Below are 16,501 nucleotides of genomic sequence, written 5' to 3' on the forward strand. Positions count from 1 at the left end.
GGTTGATACGCGGGTGGGGGTGCGGGTGCAGGTTCAGGTGCTGGTCAGGGAGCGGTCAGCAGGAGCGCCGCGGCGGCGTCGTCCGCCGGGCCCCCGGCGGAGGCCAGGACGGCGGCGTCCTCGTCCGGCCGGCGGTCGAAGTACGCGACGGCCGCGGCGCACTGGAGCACGCCCAGGGCGCCGGAGCACCGGCCGAGCCGCCCCGTCAGGTCGAAGGCGGGCGCGCCACCGGGAGCGCCGCACGCGTCCTCGCCGGGCAGCCACAGGCTCACGGAGGCGGGGGAGCGGCCGCCCAGGGCCGCGGCCACCGCGACCGACGGGTCCGCGCCGCGCGCGTACGCTCCCGCGCCGATGACCGCGCGGGGCCGGGCGCCGCGGTCCCGGGCCTCCAGGACGAGGGCGGCGGCGCCGTCGAACACCGGCTCGCCCAGCAGCTTGGTGACGGCGTCGCCCGACGGCTCCACGCCGATGACGACGGCGGTCTCCGCGCGGCCCGCCGCGATGAGCCCGCGCGCCCAGTACACGGCGTCGAGCCCGCTGCCGGGCCCGTTGCACAGGGTGAGGCTGGGGCCGCGCAGGCCGTGGCGCATGGCCACGGACCCGGCGATGACGTTGCTGGACGTCTGCGGCAGGCCGAGGGGGCTCAGGCCGGTCACGGTGTCGCGGGCGATGACGTCGGCGAACGCGCAAACGCTGTCGAGGATGCCGAAGTTGGAGCTGACGACCACCGCGGTGGTGTCGCCGTCGCCGGTGAAGGCCTTGCCGTCGTGCAGCCCGGCGTCGCGCAGGGCCGGTTCGGCGGCGCGCAGGGCCAGGCGCGAGGCGCGGTCCTTGTGCCGCATCTCGCGGCCCGTGAGGCCCGTGTGCGGGTCGAAGCCGCCTTCGCGGACGGCGCCGAGGAGTTCGTCGGGGAAGGTGATGCCGGGGACGGCGAGGCCCACGCCGGAGATGACGACCTCGGGGTTGCCGGACGTGCGGTGCGCGGTCTGCGCGGCACTGGTCATCGGACTGCCTCCACTATCGCCGCGGCGTTGATCCCGCCGAAGCCGAACGCGTCGATCTGGGCGAGGCCGAGGTCGGCCGTGGCCGCCGTGTCCCGGACGAGCCGCAGCCCGGCGGCCTCCCCGACCGGGTCGGTGAGCCCGAGCACCGGCGGCACCGTGCCCTGCCGGAGGGCGAGCGCGGCGACCACCAGGCTCAGCAGCCCCGAGCCGCCCAGCGTGTGCCCGGTCATGGACTTCACGGCCGTCATCAGCGGCCCGCCGTCACCGCTCCCAGGGCCGTCCCCGGGGCCGGCCGCGAAGACCTGCGCGAGCACGCCGGCCTCGGTCGTGTCGTTCTTCGGGGTGCCGCTGCCGTGCAGCATGACCAGGTCGATGTCCCCGGCGGCGACCCCGGCCCGCCGGTGGGCGTCGCGCACCACGCGGGTGATGCCCTCGGGATCGGGGGCCGTGGGGTGGTGGGCGTCGCAGTTGACGCCGACGGCCCGCACGCGCGCGTGCACGCGCCGGCCGGGTTCCGGTGCGGCCGGGGCGCGCTGCACGACCACCGCCACCGCGCCCTCGCCCATCAGCATGCCCTTGTGGGAGCGGTCGAACGGGCGCAGCGCGTCGGGGATGTCGTTCTGCACCCGGTCCAGCGTCCCGAACGCGCTCTCGCCGATCGCGTCCGTGCCGGCCACCACGACGGTGTCCGCGGCCCCCGCCTCGATCAGGTCGGTGGCCATGGCCAGCGCGTAGAGCGAGGCGGCGCAGGCGTTGGCGAACGTGTACGTGCGGGTCGCGCCGAACTCCGCCCGCAGGGCGGTGCCGAAGTGCAGGTCCGAGGGGGCCAGCGGGGTGCCCTCGCGCCACCACAGCTCGGCGCTGCGCTGCTCCTGGAGGGTCGTGCCGACCAGGACCGGGACGTCCGCGAGGTCGTGGGGGAGCCCCGCGTCCGTGAGGGCCTGGGCGACGGCCTGCCGCAGCCAGCGGGTCGCCCGGCCCGGCTCGTCGGCGCCCGGGCGGGCGCGGTCGTCGATCTCGTAGGCCTGCCGGGCCCGGTACTTGGCGGTGTCGAAGGCGCGCAGCCCGGCGAGGCCGCTGCGGCCCGCGCAGAGCGCGGCGAAGATCTCCTGCGGGGTGCCGCCGATGCTCGCGACCGCTCCCATGCCGGTGATGTCCCAGGTCATGACTGTCCTATCCGCTCGCGCAGCCGGTAGGCGGCGAGCTTGCCCGTGGCCGTCGCCGGCAGGGCGTCCACGAATTCGAAGCGGCCGGGCCGCTTGTACGGGGCGAGGCGGGTGCGGACGCAGGCGCGGATGGCGCGCCGGACCGCGTCCCGGTCGGTGCCCTCGGCGGTCACGGTGAACGCCACCGAGCGCTGGAGGCCGTCGGGGTCCGGGACGCCGACGACGACGCAGTCGGTGACGCCGTCGATCGAGCGGACCACGTCCTCGATCTCGCGGGGCACGACCTTGTAGCCGCCGAGGTTGAGGATGTCGTCGGCCCGGCACAGGTACGCGATGCTGCCGTCGGGGTTCCGGCGGACAACGTCCCCGGTGTACGCGCCGCCGTCGCCGAACGTGGCCGCGTCGGCGTCCGGGCGGTCGACGTAGCCGAGGGAGACGGTCGGCCCGGCGATGTGCAGCCGGCCGTCGGTGCCGTCGGGCACCGGGCGGCCCCGCTCGTCGCGGACGGTCACGGTCACGCCGGGGACGGGCAGGCCGGCCAGGCCGTGCAGCGAGCGGTCCGCGGGCGTCGCGATGGCGACGTGCATGACCTCGGTCGCCCCCAGGCAGTTCATGACGTGCGCGCCGAACGCCGCCTCGATGCGCCGGCTCAGGGCGGCCGGGCAGTGCTCGCCGGCGGTCAGGCACAGGCGCACGGACGACAGGGCCTCGGGGTCGGGGCGGCCGCTGTGCGCCGCGTCGAGGAGGCCCGCGTACAGGCGCGGCACCGAGCACAGCACGGTCGGCCGGTGCCGGCGCAGGGCCGCGCTCACCGACAGCGGGTCCACGGCCCCGCGCAGGACGACGGCGCTCGCCCCGGCCGCCAGCGTGCACAGCACCGAACTGCCGAAGCCGTAGCCGAACGACATCCGGGCGGTGGACAGCACGACGTCGTCGGGCCGCAGCCCGAGCACCGCGCCGTACCCGTCGAGCATGGCGTGGATCCCGGCGGCGGAGTGCCGCACGCCCTTGGGCCGGCCGGTGGAGCCGGAGGTGTACTGGATCAGCGACTCGGCGCCCGCGGGGCGGTGCGCGGGTGGGACGGGCGGGCCGGGCAGGTGGGCGCCTGCCGGGCCGGGCCCGGTCGCCAGCCCCTCCCGTACCTGATCACCCGTCATCCGGGGGAGGGCGGCGAACGCCTCGTGCAGGGCGGCCTGCTGGGCGGGAGCGGTGTCGAGGTGGACGACGGCCGCTCCGCAGTCGGCGGCGATGAACCGGATGTCGTCGTCGCCGAGCATCGGGCTCACCGGCACCGGCACGCACCCGTGCCACCACAGCCCGAGGACGGCCACGGCCGTGGCCACGGAGTCCTCGGCGACGATCAGGCCGCGGCCGCCGGCCGGCACGCCCCGCCCGGCCAGGGCCCGGGCGTAGTCCTGCGCGGCCTCGTGGAGACGGGCGTACGAGACGGTGCCGGCGTCCGGGTCCGTGTACGCGGTCCGCTCGCCGTGACCGGCGGCGATGCGGGTGCCGAGCAGGCGGTCCACCAGGGTGCGGTCCGCCGGGGCGCGGTCCGCCCGGACCGGGGGCGTGGCCCCCGCCGGGGCGCCGGAGCCGGCCGAGACCTCGGAGCTCTGGCAGCTCTTCGCGGCCAGCAGGTCGAGTGCGTCCCGGACGCTGTCCACGGCCGCCGTCTCGTCGTCGCCGAGCGCGATCCCGAAGGTCTGCTCGATGCGCGCCGCGATCTCCACCTTCTCCAGGGAGTCGACCTTGAGCTCCTGGTGGAACGAGGCGTCGGCCCGTACGTCCTCCACGTCGATGTCGAGGACGAACGCCACTATTTCGCGAAGCCGGTCACCGGCATCGGGTTTCCGCACAGGTGGCACTGTGTACTCCTTCTCGGGAACGTACGGCTACCGGTCTCCACGGATTCCGGAGCGCGCCGGAGGACTTTCCCGAACATAGCCACGCGCCTGTGACGCCCGAACCGGACGCGGGGGAGTCCGTCAAGTGGAATCGCCGCGACTCCCGGCGGCTCAGGGTGACTTGACGGTCTATCGCGCTCCGGTTGGCGGGCCGCCGGAGGGCGCGCCTAGCGTCGCCTACCGGCGGGCCCCCACAGCGGACTGCCATGTTCCGCCGAACGCGTTCCAGCGAGCACGACCAGCGAGCACGTCCAGCGAACCCGATCCAGCGAACTCGTTCCGCCGAACGCGTTCCGGCGAACTCGGACACCCGTATGCCGATCCGTCCCGAATCCCTGAGGCCAGGTGAATGATGCCGCTCACTTCGCACACCCTGCTCCCCCCGGAGGCCCGCCTGCGCCTCGTGGACCACCCCGGCCTCGGCGGCGGCAACGCCTGGCGCGTCGCCGCCGCGGTCAACCCCGCCGCCGACCTGCCGCTCATCGCCGCCGACGTGCCGCTGCTCAACACGGACGGCTGGCAGCAGAGCGAGTTCAGCCTCCGGCAGCTCGACGACCTCGCCGAGGCGTGGGCGGCCTGGTACCACGACCGGGGCGTGCGGCCCCGCGACCGCGTCGCCGTCTACATCGAGGACTCCTTCGAGGACCACCTCCACCTCGCCGCCCTCGCCCGCATCGGGGCGATCGCCGTCCTCATCAACGGCCGGATGAAACCGGAGCTCGCCCTCGGCCTCATCCGCCGCACCGCCCCCGTCGGCATCTACACCGACGCACCCCGGCTGGCCCTCTTCGCCGGCCGCGAGCGCGAACTGCCCGTCGTCCGCTGGACCTGCACCCGCCAGGACGTCGGCATCCTCGGCAAGCGCACCCTGCCCGCCGGGGCCGAGTACCGCCACGGCGCCGACGACCCCGTCGTCATCTGCCACTCCTCGGGCACCACCGGCAACCCCAAGCCGGTCGTCTGGACCCACGCGCAGAGCGTCGCCGGCGCCCGCTACCGGCTCGTCAACCCGCCCGGCCCCGAGGACTCCGTCGTCCTGGCCGCCTACCCCCAGTCCCACTCCAGCGCCATCGCCTTCACCCTCCTCTCCGTCCTCGGCGGCCTGCCCACCGTCGCCTGGTCCGACCCCACCGGGCCCGGCCTCGCCCGCGGCTGCGCCACCTACCGGCCCGGCGTCGTCCTCGCCTTCAACGAGGCCCTCGCCCACCTCGCCACCCACCACCACCCCGACCCGGCCGACTTCACCTCCGTACAGGTGTGGGTCAACCTCGGCGACTGCGGCCACGACGCCCACATGCGGCGCCTGATGGAGCTCGGCCACACCGTCGTCGAAGGCGGCGGCACGGTGCCCGGCTCGGTCATCGACGACGGGCTCGGCTCCTCCGAGCTCGGCTGGGCGGCCCTGCGCCGCGAGATCACCCCGGACAGCCCGCCCCGCGCCCGCCACCTCGGCCGCCGCGTCCCCCTCTCCGAGGTTGCCGTCCTGCGCGAGGACGGCAGCCACGCGGACCCCGGCGAGGTCGGCCTGCTCGGCGTCCGCGGCGACTCCATCGCCCGCGGCTACTGGAACGACTCCGACACCACCTACCGCTCCACCCTCGCCGGCTACTGGCTCTCCGGCGACCTCGTCCACCGCACCGAGGACGGCGAGTACTTCCACGTCGACCGCGCCGTCGACCGGATCCGCACCGACGCCGGCGACGGTTACTCGGCCCTGATGGAGGAGGAGATCCTGCTGGGCCTGGACGAGGTCGCCGACTGCGCGGTCGTCGCCGGGCACGACCAGGACCGTACGGTGCCCGTCGCCCTCGTCCGGCTGTTCGGCGGCGGCGGGGACGCCGCGGACCTGCTGCGCCGGGCCAACGCCGTCCTCGACCGGATCGGCCAGCCCCGGCTCGCCCTCCTGGAAATCGCGGCGTCCCCCGCGGACATCCCCCTCGGCCCCACCGGAAAGGTCCTCAAGCGGCAGCTGCGCGAGAAGTACCTGTCCCTGCACACCTACCGGCCGGTGGATCCGGCGGCCGTCGCTGCGGCACCCGCCGCGACGCCCGCCCCGGAGGCGGTGGCCACCCGATGACCACGGCCGCGCCCCGGACCCCGGGCATCCTCGACGCACCCCCCGAGGACCCCGTCGCCTGGATCAACGCGGCGGGGGAGGGCACCCTCGCCGACCGGATGGGCATCACCTTCCAGGAAGCCACCCCCCAGCGGCTCGTCGCCACCATGCCCGTCGCCGGGAACACCCAGCTGTACCGCATGCTCCACGGCGGCGCCTCGGCCGTCCTCGCCGAGTCGCTCGGCTCGATCGGCGCCGTGCTGCACGCCGGCGAGGGCCACATCGCCGTCGGCGTCGACCTCAACGCCACCCACCACCGGGCCGTGCGCACCGGCACGGTCACGGGCGTCGCCACCGCGCTCCACCTCGGCCGTACGACGGCGACCTACGAGGTCGTCATCTCGGACGAGGCGGGGCGGCGGGTGTGCACCGCCCGCATCACCTGCGCCGTTCACGGCCGGCGCAGGGACCGCTGACACCCCCCCTCGTACCGATACGTCTCTTCGTTCCTTCGTTCCCTTCCGTTCTCTTCCGTTCCGTTCCGTTCCGTCCACCCCGTCCCGACCACAGGTCCGCGAACCGCGCCGGCCGCCGCACGCGCCCGGCGCCGAGGAGCCCCATGACCGACCAGCTCGCCCCGCCCTCCGTGGCGGAGGCCTCGACCCAACCGACCGTACGCACCGGACCTATCCTCCTCGTCCTGCTGTCCGCCATGTTCTTCGCCCAGTTCGACTTCTTCGTGGTGAACGTCGCCGCGCCGTCGCTGGAGGAGAGCATCCACGCGGGGCCCGCCGCCCTCGAACTCGTCGTCGGCGGCTACGCCTTCGCCTACGCGGCCGGCATGATCACGGGAGGCCGGCTGGGCGACAAGTACGGCTACCGCCGCCTGTTCGTCATCGGCACGATCGCCTTCGGCATCACCTCGCTGCTGTGCGGCATCGCCGCCAACCCCGAGCAGCTCGTCATCGCCCGCCTGGCCCAGGGCCTGTCCGGCGCGATCATGGTCCCGCAGGTGCTCGCCGTGATCACGGCGGACTTCCCCGACGAGCGCAAGCCCAAGGCCATGGCCTGGTACGGCGCCGCCGCCGGCCTCGGCTCCATCGCCGGCCAGGTCCTCGGCGGCGCCCTGATCGCCGCCGACTTCGCCGGGCTCGGCTGGCGCACCATCTTCCTCATCAACGTCCCCTTCTGCGTGGTCATCGCCGCCGCCGCACTGCGCGTCCTGCCCGCGCAGACGCAGCGCCGCAGCGTCGGCCTCGACCCCGTCGGGGCGTTCGGCGTCTCCCTCGCCCTCGCCCTGCTGCTCGTACCGCTGACCATGGGCCACAGCGCCGACTGGCCGGCGTGGACCTGGATCTGCATGGCCCTGGCGCTCCCCGTCGCGGCCGTCACCCTGCGCTGGGAGCAGACCCTCCGGCGCCGCGGCGGCGACCCGGTGCTCGTCTTCCCGCTGTTCCGCAGCCCGTCCTTCCGCGGCGGCGTGATCGCGAGCGTCGCGTTCATGGTCTACTTCGGCAGCTTCATGTTCACGCTGACCCTGCTGCTCCAGTCGGGCCTGGGGCTCGGCCCGTTCCAGGCGGGCCTCGTGTTCTCCCCGATGGGCATCCTCTTCACCGCCACCTCGATGATCGGCGGCAGGCTCACGGGCCGCTGGGGCATGAGTGCCCTCGTCGTCAGCAGCGGGGTCATCGCCCTGGGCCTGGTGGCCCTGGCCGTACGGCTGTACGCGGCCGGGCCCGACACCGGCCTGCCGTGGATCGTGGTGTGCCTGTGCCTGATCGGCGCCGGCAACGGCGTCGTGCTGCCGGCCCTGTTCGGCGCCGCGCTGATGCGGGTCCGGGCGCAGGACGCCGGCATCGCCTCGGGCATCCTCACCACCACCCAGCAGTTCGCCAGCGCGGCCGGTGTCGCCGTCATCGGCGCGGTGTTCTTCGCCGTCGCCGGCAAGCACGCCACCGACGCGAGCTGGGCCGACGCCATGGCCTGGGCCACCGCGATCAGCGTGCTGATGGTCCTCGTCGTGATGTGGATGACCTGGACGTTCCGCCGCTTCGCGGGCGACGGCGAGCGGCCCGCGGAGGTGCCCGCCGCGCACGTCTGACCGCTGCCACTACCACCACGGCACCGCAGGGGTGCGGCTCTTCCGCGAGGAGGGCCGCACCCCTCTCCCGACCCCATGCTTCCCGGCGCTTCCCGGCCCATGAGGCAGACCTCTCACCCCACGAGGCAGACCTTTCACCTCACGAGGCACACCGACAGGAGACAGACACGCCATGTGCGGAATAGCAGGATGGGTCTCGTACGACCCGGCACACCCCGTCACCGACGCCACCGCCGACGCGATGACGCACACCATGGCGTGCCGCGGCCCGGACGCGCACGGCCTGTGGCGGGACGGCACGGCCGCCCTCGGCCACCGGCGCCTCGCCGTCATCGACCCCGACGGCGGCAGACAGCCCATGACGTACGACCACGGCGGCCGCACCGTCCTCGCCCTCACCTACAGCGGCGAGGTGTTCAATTTCCGCGAGCTGCGGGCCGAGCTCGAAAGCCACGGGCACGTTTTCCGCACGCAGAGCGACACCGAGGTCGTCCTGCACGCCTACCTCCAGTGGGGCGAGGGTTTCACCGAGCGCCTCAACGGCATGTACGCGTTCGCCCTGTGGGACCCGCGGACCGAGGAACTCCTGCTCGTCCGCGACCGCATGGGCATCAAGCCGCTGTACTACTTCCCGCTCCCCGGCGGCGGCGTCCTCTTCGGTTCCGAGCCGAAGGCGATCCTCGCCCACCCGGCCGTGCGCCCTGCCGTCGACGCCGAAGGCCTCGCCGAGCTCGTCGCCTTCACCAAGACGCCCGGTCATGCCGTCTACAAGGGCATGTACGAACTCCCGCCCGGGCACACCCTCCGCGTCCGGCGGAACGGCACCCTCCTGCGCCGTTACTGGGCGCTGGAATCCCGCGAGCACACCGACGACCTCGACACCACCGTCGCCCGCATCCGTGAGCTCCTCGAAGACATCATCGCCCGGCAGATGGTCGCCGACGTCCCGCTCGGCACCCTCCTCTCCGGCGGCCTCGACTCCAGCGTCATCACCGCGCTCGGCGCCCGGCAGCGCACTGCCGAAGGCGGCGCGCCCGTACAGTCGTTCGCCCTCGACTTCGCCCGCCACGCCGAGAACTTCACGGCCGACGACTGGCGCGGCACCCGCGACTCGCCGTACGCCGACCTCCTCGCCCGGCACGCCGGCACCGACCACCGGGTCGTCACCCTCCCGCCGTCCGCGCTGCTCGACCCCGCGGCCCGCGAGGCCGTCATGCGCGCCCGCGACCTGCCCTTCGACCTCGGCGACGGCGACACCTCGCTCTACCTGCTGTTCAAGGCGGTCCGGGAGCAGTGCACCGTCGCCCTGTCCGGCGAGTCCGCCGACGAGGTCTTCGGCGGCTACCGCTGGTTCCACCACCCCGACTCCGTCGCCGCCGATACCTTCCCCTGGCTCGCCCCGCCCTTCGGCACCGGCATCTCCGGCCCCGGCAGCGGCCCCGGCGAGGCCCTCCTCGACCGCGGCCTGCTGGAGAAGATCGACCTCCAGGGGTACCGGGCCCAGCGCTACCGCGACGCGCTGGCCGAGGTGCCGCGCCTGCCCGGCGAGACCGGCCTCGAACGGCGCATGCGCGAGATCGGCCACCTGCACCTCACCCGGTTCGTCCAGTGGATGCTCGACCGCAAGGACCGGGCCAGCATGGCCGTCGGCCTGGAGGTCCGCGTCCCCTTCTGCGACCACCGTCTCGTCGAATACGTCTTCAACACCCCCTGGGCCATGAAGACCTTCGACGGCCGCGAGAAGAGCCTGCTGCGCGCCGCCACCCGCGACGTCCTCCCGCCCGAGATCGCCGACCGCGTCAAGGCCCCCTACCCGACCACGCGCGACCCGTACTACCTCGACGGGCTGCGCGCCGCGCTCAAACGCGTCACCGAGGGCCCGGACTCCCCGGTCCGCCCGCTCCTCGACGGCCCCTCGCTGGCGGCGGCCACCGCCGGCGACCCGCAGCCGGGCTACCGCACCGGCACCGAACTCGTCCTCGCCCTGGACTTCTGGCTGCGCACGCACGAGGTGTCACTGGAGTTCTGACGCGCCGGCCCCCCGTCCCGCCCCCCTCCGCAAGTCGGCCAGTTGTCGACTGCCGGACGGCACGCCGTGCCAGGACACTGCCGGATGAATCCCATGGCCGAGTACCGCGTACGTACGTCGAGCGAGGGGACAACCGGTGATCCACCTGACTGAGACCCTGGCCCTGCAGAGCGTCGAGGACTTCCTGACGGAGGCGGAGCGGGAACACCTGATCAAGATCATGGACAGCGAGCTCGCGGCGACCGGATGGCGGCCCCGGCACCAGGCCGAAGTCCTCCGGGCGCCCGCGCCCGCCCAGGAGATCCTGCGCGCCGCCACGGCCCGCTCGCTGCACGTCCTCCAGCGGGCCCTGCCCTCGGTGGCCGCCGACGCCCACTGGGGCTACACGGAACTGACGGAGGGTCAGTACATTCCGACGCACATCGACGGCATCCCCGACCCGGCCACGGCGCCCCGGCGCATCGGACGGATCGGGGTCGTCGTCCAACAGGCCGGGGAGGGAGGCGAGTTCTACATCGAGACCACCGCCAGCCCGGCCGTCTGGTCCGGCACCGTCGTCGGCGAACCCGAGGGCTACGCACCCGGCACGCCTCTGACGCACCGCCTGCCGCACGTGCCCGACCACGCGGCCCTCCCCACCTGGCTGGAGGAGGTCCCCAGCACCCGCTGGATCACCCCCGCCGGCCCCGGCACCGGCCTCGCCTACGGCGCCCAGGTCCTCCACGGCGTCCGGCCGGTCCGCGCCGGCCGCCTCCGCAAGTTCGTCACGGACCTGCTGGACACGCCGGCGGTGCGGCGGTAAGGGAGTGCGGCGGGCCGAGGGCGCGCCGCTTCGGCCCTCCGAAAGGTAATTCACTTGGCCGCACGCGGCCGCCCGCCGAGACTGGCCCGCATGCAAGAACCTCACCGCCGTATCCGGGCGGCGTACACCGGCACCACCATCACCGTCTACCAGGCGTACGCGCCCCGCCTCGGCCTGCCGGCCGCCCGGGACGGCCGCTTCCCGGCCGCGTGGAAGCGCGACCGGATGACGTGGATCAAACCTTCTTTCCTCTGGATGATGTACCGCTGCGGCTGGGGCACCAAGGCTGACCAGGAGTGCGTCCTCGCGATCGAGATCGACCGCGCCGGCTTCGACTGGGCCCTGGCCAACGCCTGTCTCTCCCACTACGACCGGGACGTCCACGCCGACCACGCCGCCTGGCGCAGCGAGCTGAAGGCGGCGCCGGCCCGGGTGCAGTGGGACCCCGAGCGCGACCTCCACCTCAAGGCCCTGCCTCACCGCTCCCTCCAGCTCGGCCTCGCGGGCGAGGCGGCCCGCCGGTACGCCGACGAGTGGACGGTCTCCATCACGGACGTCACGCCACTGGCCCGCGAAATCCACGGCCTGGTCACCGCGGGCGACCTGGACGAGGCACGCCGCAGGCTCCCGCAGGAACGCCCGTACGAGCCTGCCGGCAGCCTGCGCCCGTAGCCCTGCGCCCGTTCAGAAGCTGGGATCGGACCTGGTCAGGAGCGTGATGTCACTGCTGGTGGCGACGGCCAGGGTACGTCCGGACGGAGAGAATCCCGCGGCGCGCAGTTCCGACCAAGAGGCGTGGAAGATGTGCCACCACTTCTCCCCGGCGGGCTCGCGGCAGAGACCGCCATCGGCTGAGAGCAGTACCCGGTGTTGAGACCAGTCGGGGCTGAAGACCTGGATAGTCCAGCCGTCGTCCGTGGTGGTGTGCAAGCCTCCGCCGAACAATCCGGCAATGCGGACCTGTGTCCCGGCGAGCGGGCCGAGCGAGGGCGAAGGCTGCCGGACCCTCCCAGGTGGGGCAGCCCCCGCCCCGTCTATGGGGGCGCCTGCCCTTCCTGCACGCCCCGGCCCTTCACCGAGCATCCCGGTACATGGCATCAGCCAGGCCGGGATCAACATGGAACTTGATCAAGGCCCATTGGTAGAACCAGTACCAGCTCTCATCCACCCGTCGAAGGACGCGCAGTGCGACCCTTCGACCTGCCGATGTCAGTGTCACTACTGCCTTCTCCACGTGTAGCCCGCCGCGTGCGGTCCGGCCCCTGGCTCCGTACGCCGCTCAAGGTCGGACCGCTGACAGCGGCTGAAGCAGGCAACCGCTGCCAGCACCTCCCCGAGGGACAGCCCTCGCCCCGTCTATGAGGGTTCTTGTTCTTCCCGTTGTCGCCGGGCTACGCGATCAAGGATCCGTCGCAACGCAGCTTCGCTCTCTTCCCGCGTCACCGGAGGCAGGTGCAGACGGAGGTCTTTCAGCACCTCGTCCAGCCTCTGTTCCGAGAGGCGCGTCCGGGCCGCCGTCATCGCCTCAGCTGACGCCAGTACAGCGACGTCTGGACTTCATCCGTCGGCCGCAGGCGCAAGGCAGATCCGGTCTTGAAGACCAGTACCAACTCCGTACCGCGCGACGTCTCCAAGCTTCGGATGGCCTTGATCTCGCGGATGTCGCCGCGGATGCTCACCATGTCATCGGGCTGCAGCTGTGACGCACTGATGCGTGCCACTGTGATCTCCCTTCACGGCCGGTACTGCCAGCACCGCCCACACTGATTTGCCGACGCCCACCCGGTTGCTCACACCCCAGGAGGTCGACAGCTCGGCCACCAGAGGAAGTCCGCGGCCTCCCTCGTCGCTCCGGGGGCTTACGGAAGGCCACCTCTCGCAGGCGTCATCGACCCTGATGCGGAGAGCGCCCACCTCCAGCCGGAACCAGGTCTCGATCTCCCGGCCCGGCGAGACGCGCCCATGCACCACGGCATTGGTCAACAGCTCGGAGAGGACCAGGAGCGCGGCGTCCTCGACCGACGCCAGCCCCAGGCCTCAAGTGCTCTGCGCAACTCGGCGCGTGCCAGGCCGACGCAGCGAGGATGACGAGCCCAACGCCGTCTTACCTCTTCGCTGTTCGCGTCATCCTGTCGTCTCTTCATGCCAAGCAGCATCACGGGTGACAGTTCGAGAAACGAGCCCGGCATGGTTACCCATGATGGGTAACATCGCCGGTAACCCGACCGCATGGCCTCCACCGCGGATTCCGTCCCTCCCCGGAGCCCCGCTCATGCCCAAGTCCGAGCCTCACCAAGGCTTCCCGGCACGCCTGCTGCGAGAGGAAGCGGTGATCGAAGCGTGTCGCGTCCGCGACTTCTCCGCGATCTTCCAGTTGGCGAGGCGGGCGGGCCTCTACCCTTCGCGCCTCGCGCGGTGCGTGGAGATGACGCCGAGCGCTGTCGGAGAGATCATCAAGGGGAAGCGCGAGATCACCAACATCAGCGTCATTGAGCGCGTGGCCGATGGCCTGCGGATCCCGGGCGGCATGCTGGGCCTCGCCCGCCGTGACTGGGAGACGGACGATGCCCCGGTGGCCGTTCCGGTGGCGTCCGGCGACGTGGACCCGTTCGGTTGCCCGGCCGACACCGGGCCGGACGACGATCTCACTGACCCCGAATTCGTTGCCACGCTCATCGAGAGTCAACTTCCCGAGCACTACAAGAGCTCCAACTTCTTCGGAGCCCGTCACACCATCCCCGCCGTCGTGCAGCACGCCCAGACCATCACGAGACTGTTGGAGAGCGCCCGCGCCGAGGCGCCGCGGGAAGCGCTTCTGCGAACCGGCGGAAGAGTCGCCGAATTCATCGGATGGCTGTACCAGGACCTGGGTGATTTCCGGCGCGCGGCGCTGTGGTCCGACCGCGCGATGGAGTGGGCGCAAGAGGCCGCCGACGATCACATGCAGTCGTACCTCCTCTTCCGCAAGAGCAACCAGGCCACCGCGCGCGCCAGCGCAGACAGGGCGGTCGGGCTGGCCAAGGCGGCGCAGCGCCTGCCCGGACTTTCGCCCCGGATCGCGGCGCTTGCCGCCCAGCAGGAGGCTCAGGGGTACGCGCTGATGCGGAACCCGAAGGCGGCCCTGACGCGGTTCGATGAAGCGCGCGCCCTCGTTGCCGAACCTGCCGAGGCCGGGCCGGCCACCGAGCTCGACACCTCGTACTGCACGCCGACGTACATCGAGATGCAGCGCGCGAACTGCTGGATCGGTCTCGGCAAGCCTCAACAGGCAATTGAGTTGTTCGAAGGGCACTTGGCAGAGTTGCCGCAGGTCTACCGCAACGACCGCGGCGTCTACCTCGCACGGCTCGCCCGCGCCTACGTTCGAGCCGGTGAGCTGGAGCGCGGAGCCGAAGCGGCAGCGAAGTCTCTCGGGATCGTCAGGCACACCGGGTCGGCCCGTACGTTCGGCGAGCTTTCGGCGGTGGTGGACTCCTTGACGGGAGAGCGGCAACTACCGACTGTAGCGGCCTTTCTTGAACACTTTGCAGCTGTTCGTGACCAGTTCGCGGCATGACTGGCCCGGAAGTGATGAGAGATGCTGGGGTCATGGACGAACTGATCACGCAAGCCACCACCGGCGACGTGCGCCGCCGAGGTCCCGCCGTCGCCGTCCTACCCATCGGGAGCTTCGAGCAGCACGGCGACCACTTGCCCCTGATCACCGACACCGTCATCGCCTGCCTCATTGCTCGCCGGTTGGCCGATGACCACGGCCTGTTTCTCCTGCCACCGATCACCATGGCCTGTTCCCACGAGCACGCCCCGATGGCCGGTACGGTCAGCATCAGCGCCGGGACGCTGTACGCCATGGTCAACGACATCTGGCGATCGCTCGAATCCTCGGGGCATCCCGGGCTGATCATCGTCAATGGTCACGGCGGCAACTACGTCCTGTCGAACGTCGTCCAGGAACTGAACGTCACCGGCCCCCGAGTCGCCCTCTTCCCCGTCAGTGAAGACCGGGCCCGGGCCCGCGCCGAGGCCGAGTTGGAGAGCAGCAGCGCCGAGGACATGCACGGCGGGGAGTTCGAGGTCTCCCTGCTTCTCCACGCCGCACCGCACCTGGTGCACGAGGGCATAGAGGAGGACGACCACTCGGCTCCGAAGCGCCCCCACCTCCTCACTCTGGGCATGGCGGGCTACACCACCAACGGCATCATCGGTCAGCCGTCGCTGGCCACCGCCGCCAAGGGCAAAGCGCTCCTCGACAGCTTTTCCCGTTCGGCACGCGCTCACCTGGACGCGATAGCTGTGCCCTGACCTGCTGACCTGCTGACCTGCTGACCTGCTGACCTGCTGACCTGCTGACCTGTTGACCTGCGTGAACGCGGCCAAGCCCAAAAGGACCGGGAACGCCCGTACGAGCCGGTCGGCGGTGTCTGGCCGTAGCGGGTTCATGGCCGGAAGACGCCCTCGCCCTGCCGTGAACCCGCCGTTGCTCGGGTGTGCTCTCCGGTCAGATGTTCGCCAGGAGCTCTTCGAGGGGCTGGGTCGCGGCGTCTTCCGCGGGGCGGGAGAGGTACAGGGTCGTGTGGAAGTAGCCCTCGGTCTCCTTGCCGCGGGGGTCCTCGCCTGCGGCCTCGACGGCCGCGACCGCGTAGGCCTGCTCCTCCGCGCCGCTGAAGTGGCGCTGGGGGAACGTGCGGGCCGTGTATTTCTCGGTGTGCAGGCCGTGGGCGGCCAGGGCGTCGGAGATCGGGGCGTACGAGGCGGTGCGGAGCACGAACGAGGCCACCCAGGCCGGTTCGTCCGTGCCCGCCGTGAGCGCCTTGAGGGTCCTGGCGGAGAGGAACGTGGTGCCGCCGGTGATGGTGATGAGCCGGGCCGGCCGCGTCTGCCGCAGCAGCTCGCCGCTGGGCTCGGCGGTCTCGAGGTTCTCGGCGAAGCCCCCGTCCAGCAGCCCGACGGCCCGGGCGTAGGAGACGGCTTGCGCGGCCACGTCGATCCCGACGACCCGCGCGGCCCCGGGCCGCCGCCGCGCCGCGAAGTACGCCCGGTCCTCCGCGATGAGCTCGGCGGTGGTGAGCGGCGCGAGCCGCGGGGAGGTGTAGCGCGCGTACAGCTCGTCCAGTGTGACGTCGTGGTTGAGGAGCGCCGCGTTGATGCCGTAGGAGCAGCAGATGTCGACGACCGTCAGCGGCTCGGTCGCGGCCGTGGCCCTGCGGGTCTCGGCCATACGCCGGAAGACGGCCTGGGCATGATGCGGTGTCTGGTACTCCAGAGGTCCCAGCACCGTGAAGTACGCCCGGGGGTCGGGCTGGTCGTAGATCTTGTCGAACGAGGTCATCCCGGAGGTCATCGTACAAATCCTCTCGCCCCTGGGGCCGGCCGGAGACCGCCCCGCTACAGGTAGAGCCTCCGGGGCCGAAAAGGGAACAGGGCAGGGGTTAAATCCGG

At 72.4% G+C, this 16,501-nt stretch carries 14 protein-coding genes and 1 pseudogene; 8 read left to right on the forward strand and 7 right to left on the reverse strand.

The window, feature by feature from the left end; translation table 11 throughout:
• Positions 1 to 44: 44 nt before the first annotated feature.
• From D7231_RS22445 to D7231_RS22455, 3 genes are read right to left on the reverse strand one after another with little or no spacing between them, the layout of a single operon-like run.
• On the reverse strand, positions 45 to 1,004 hold the full coding sequence (locus tag D7231_RS22445; RefSeq protein WP_120757308.1) for a beta-ketoacyl synthase N-terminal-like domain-containing protein: 960 nt from the start codon (positions 1,002 to 1,004) through the stop codon (positions 45 to 47).
• The gene (locus D7231_RS22450; RefSeq protein ID WP_120757309.1) at positions 1,001 to 2,170 is read right to left on the reverse strand and encodes a beta-ketoacyl-[acyl-carrier-protein] synthase family protein; all 1,170 of its coding nucleotides are present in this window, start codon (positions 2,168 to 2,170) and stop codon (positions 1,001 to 1,003) included. The genes D7231_RS22445 and D7231_RS22450 overlap by 4 nt, the downstream gene beginning before the upstream one ends.
• Entirely contained in the window at positions 2,167 to 4,026 is a 1,860-nt protein-coding gene (locus D7231_RS22455; protein ID WP_241999857.1) for an AMP-binding protein, read from the reverse strand. The genes D7231_RS22450 and D7231_RS22455 overlap by 4 nt, the downstream gene beginning before the upstream one ends.
• 397 nt (positions 4,027 to 4,423) lie before the next feature.
• Between D7231_RS22455 and D7231_RS22460 the strand changes: the two genes are divergently transcribed.
• The 6 genes from D7231_RS22460 to D7231_RS22485 all read left to right on the forward strand — a co-directional run bounded on the left by D7231_RS22460 (position 4,424) and on the right by D7231_RS22485 (position 11,734).
• Positions 4,424 to 6,151: a class I adenylate-forming enzyme family protein gene (locus D7231_RS22460; protein ID WP_228774159.1), complete on the forward strand. Its 1,728-nt coding sequence runs from the start codon at positions 4,424 to 4,426 to the stop codon at positions 6,149 to 6,151.
• Positions 6,148 to 6,606, forward strand: coding sequence for a hotdog fold thioesterase (locus D7231_RS22465; protein WP_120757310.1), 459 nt, complete (start codon positions 6,148 to 6,150; stop codon positions 6,604 to 6,606). Before D7231_RS22460 ends, D7231_RS22465 begins: the two co-directional genes overlap by 4 nt.
• A gap of 143 nt (positions 6,607 to 6,749) precedes the next feature.
• Entirely contained in the window at positions 6,750 to 8,231 is a 1,482-nt protein-coding gene (locus tag D7231_RS22470) for an MFS transporter (protein WP_120757311.1), read from the forward strand.
• Positions 8,232 to 8,403: 172 nt separating this feature from the next.
• Positions 8,404 to 10,260: an asparagine synthase (glutamine-hydrolyzing) gene (asnB, locus tag D7231_RS22475; RefSeq protein WP_120757312.1), complete on the forward strand. Its 1,857-nt coding sequence runs from the start codon at positions 8,404 to 8,406 to the stop codon at positions 10,258 to 10,260.
• A gap of 136 nt (positions 10,261 to 10,396) precedes the next feature.
• Complete coding sequence (locus tag D7231_RS22480; RefSeq protein ID WP_120757313.1) at positions 10,397 to 11,062, forward strand: hypothetical protein; 666 nt, start codon at positions 10,397 to 10,399, stop codon at positions 11,060 to 11,062.
• Between the two features lie 90 nt (positions 11,063 to 11,152).
• Complete coding sequence (locus tag D7231_RS22485) at positions 11,153 to 11,734, forward strand: DUF4291 domain-containing protein (RefSeq protein WP_120757314.1); 582 nt, start codon at positions 11,153 to 11,155, stop codon at positions 11,732 to 11,734.
• Positions 11,735 to 11,746: 12 nt separating this feature from the next.
• Here D7231_RS22485 and D7231_RS22490 read toward each other — a convergent pair.
• The 3 genes and pseudogenes from D7231_RS22490 to D7231_RS38365 form a co-directional block, all read right to left on the reverse strand.
• Positions 11,747 to 12,052 (reverse strand): annotated as a pseudogene (locus D7231_RS22490) (hypothetical protein); the annotation flags it as partial.
• Positions 12,053 to 12,579: 527 nt separating this feature from the next.
• Positions 12,580 to 12,783, reverse strand: coding sequence for a hypothetical protein (locus D7231_RS36235; RefSeq protein WP_147449775.1), 204 nt, complete (start codon positions 12,781 to 12,783; stop codon positions 12,580 to 12,582).
• Positions 12,746 to 13,033, reverse strand: coding sequence for an ATP-binding protein (locus D7231_RS38365; RefSeq protein WP_338419879.1), 288 nt, complete (start codon positions 13,031 to 13,033; stop codon positions 12,746 to 12,748). The genes D7231_RS36235 and D7231_RS38365 overlap by 38 nt, the downstream gene beginning before the upstream one ends.
• 301 nt (positions 13,034 to 13,334) lie before the next feature.
• Between D7231_RS38365 and D7231_RS22500 the strand changes: the two genes are divergently transcribed.
• Both D7231_RS22500 and D7231_RS22505 read left to right on the forward strand, forming a co-directional pair.
• The gene (locus tag D7231_RS22500; protein ID WP_158673797.1) at positions 13,335 to 14,618 is read left to right on the forward strand and encodes an NsdA family TPR-like regulatory protein; all 1,284 of its coding nucleotides are present in this window, start codon (positions 13,335 to 13,337) and stop codon (positions 14,616 to 14,618) included.
• A 32-nt stretch (positions 14,619 to 14,650) separates the two neighbouring features.
• On the forward strand, positions 14,651 to 15,364 hold the full coding sequence (locus D7231_RS22505; RefSeq protein ID WP_120757316.1) for a creatininase family protein: 714 nt from the start codon (positions 14,651 to 14,653) through the stop codon (positions 15,362 to 15,364).
• Positions 15,365 to 15,560: 196 nt separating this feature from the next.
• On the opposite strand, the gene D7231_RS22510 is transcribed toward D7231_RS22505, so the two are convergent.
• A complete protein-coding gene (locus D7231_RS22510) occupies positions 15,561 to 16,403 on the reverse strand; it encodes a hypothetical protein (RefSeq protein ID WP_120757317.1) in 843 nt (280 codons plus the stop codon).
• Positions 16,404 to 16,501: the final 98 nt, after the last annotated feature.

The organism is Streptomyces klenkii (genome assembly GCF_003626645.1).
GTDB lineage: Bacteria > Actinomycetota > Actinomycetes > Streptomycetales > Streptomycetaceae > Streptomyces > Streptomyces klenkii.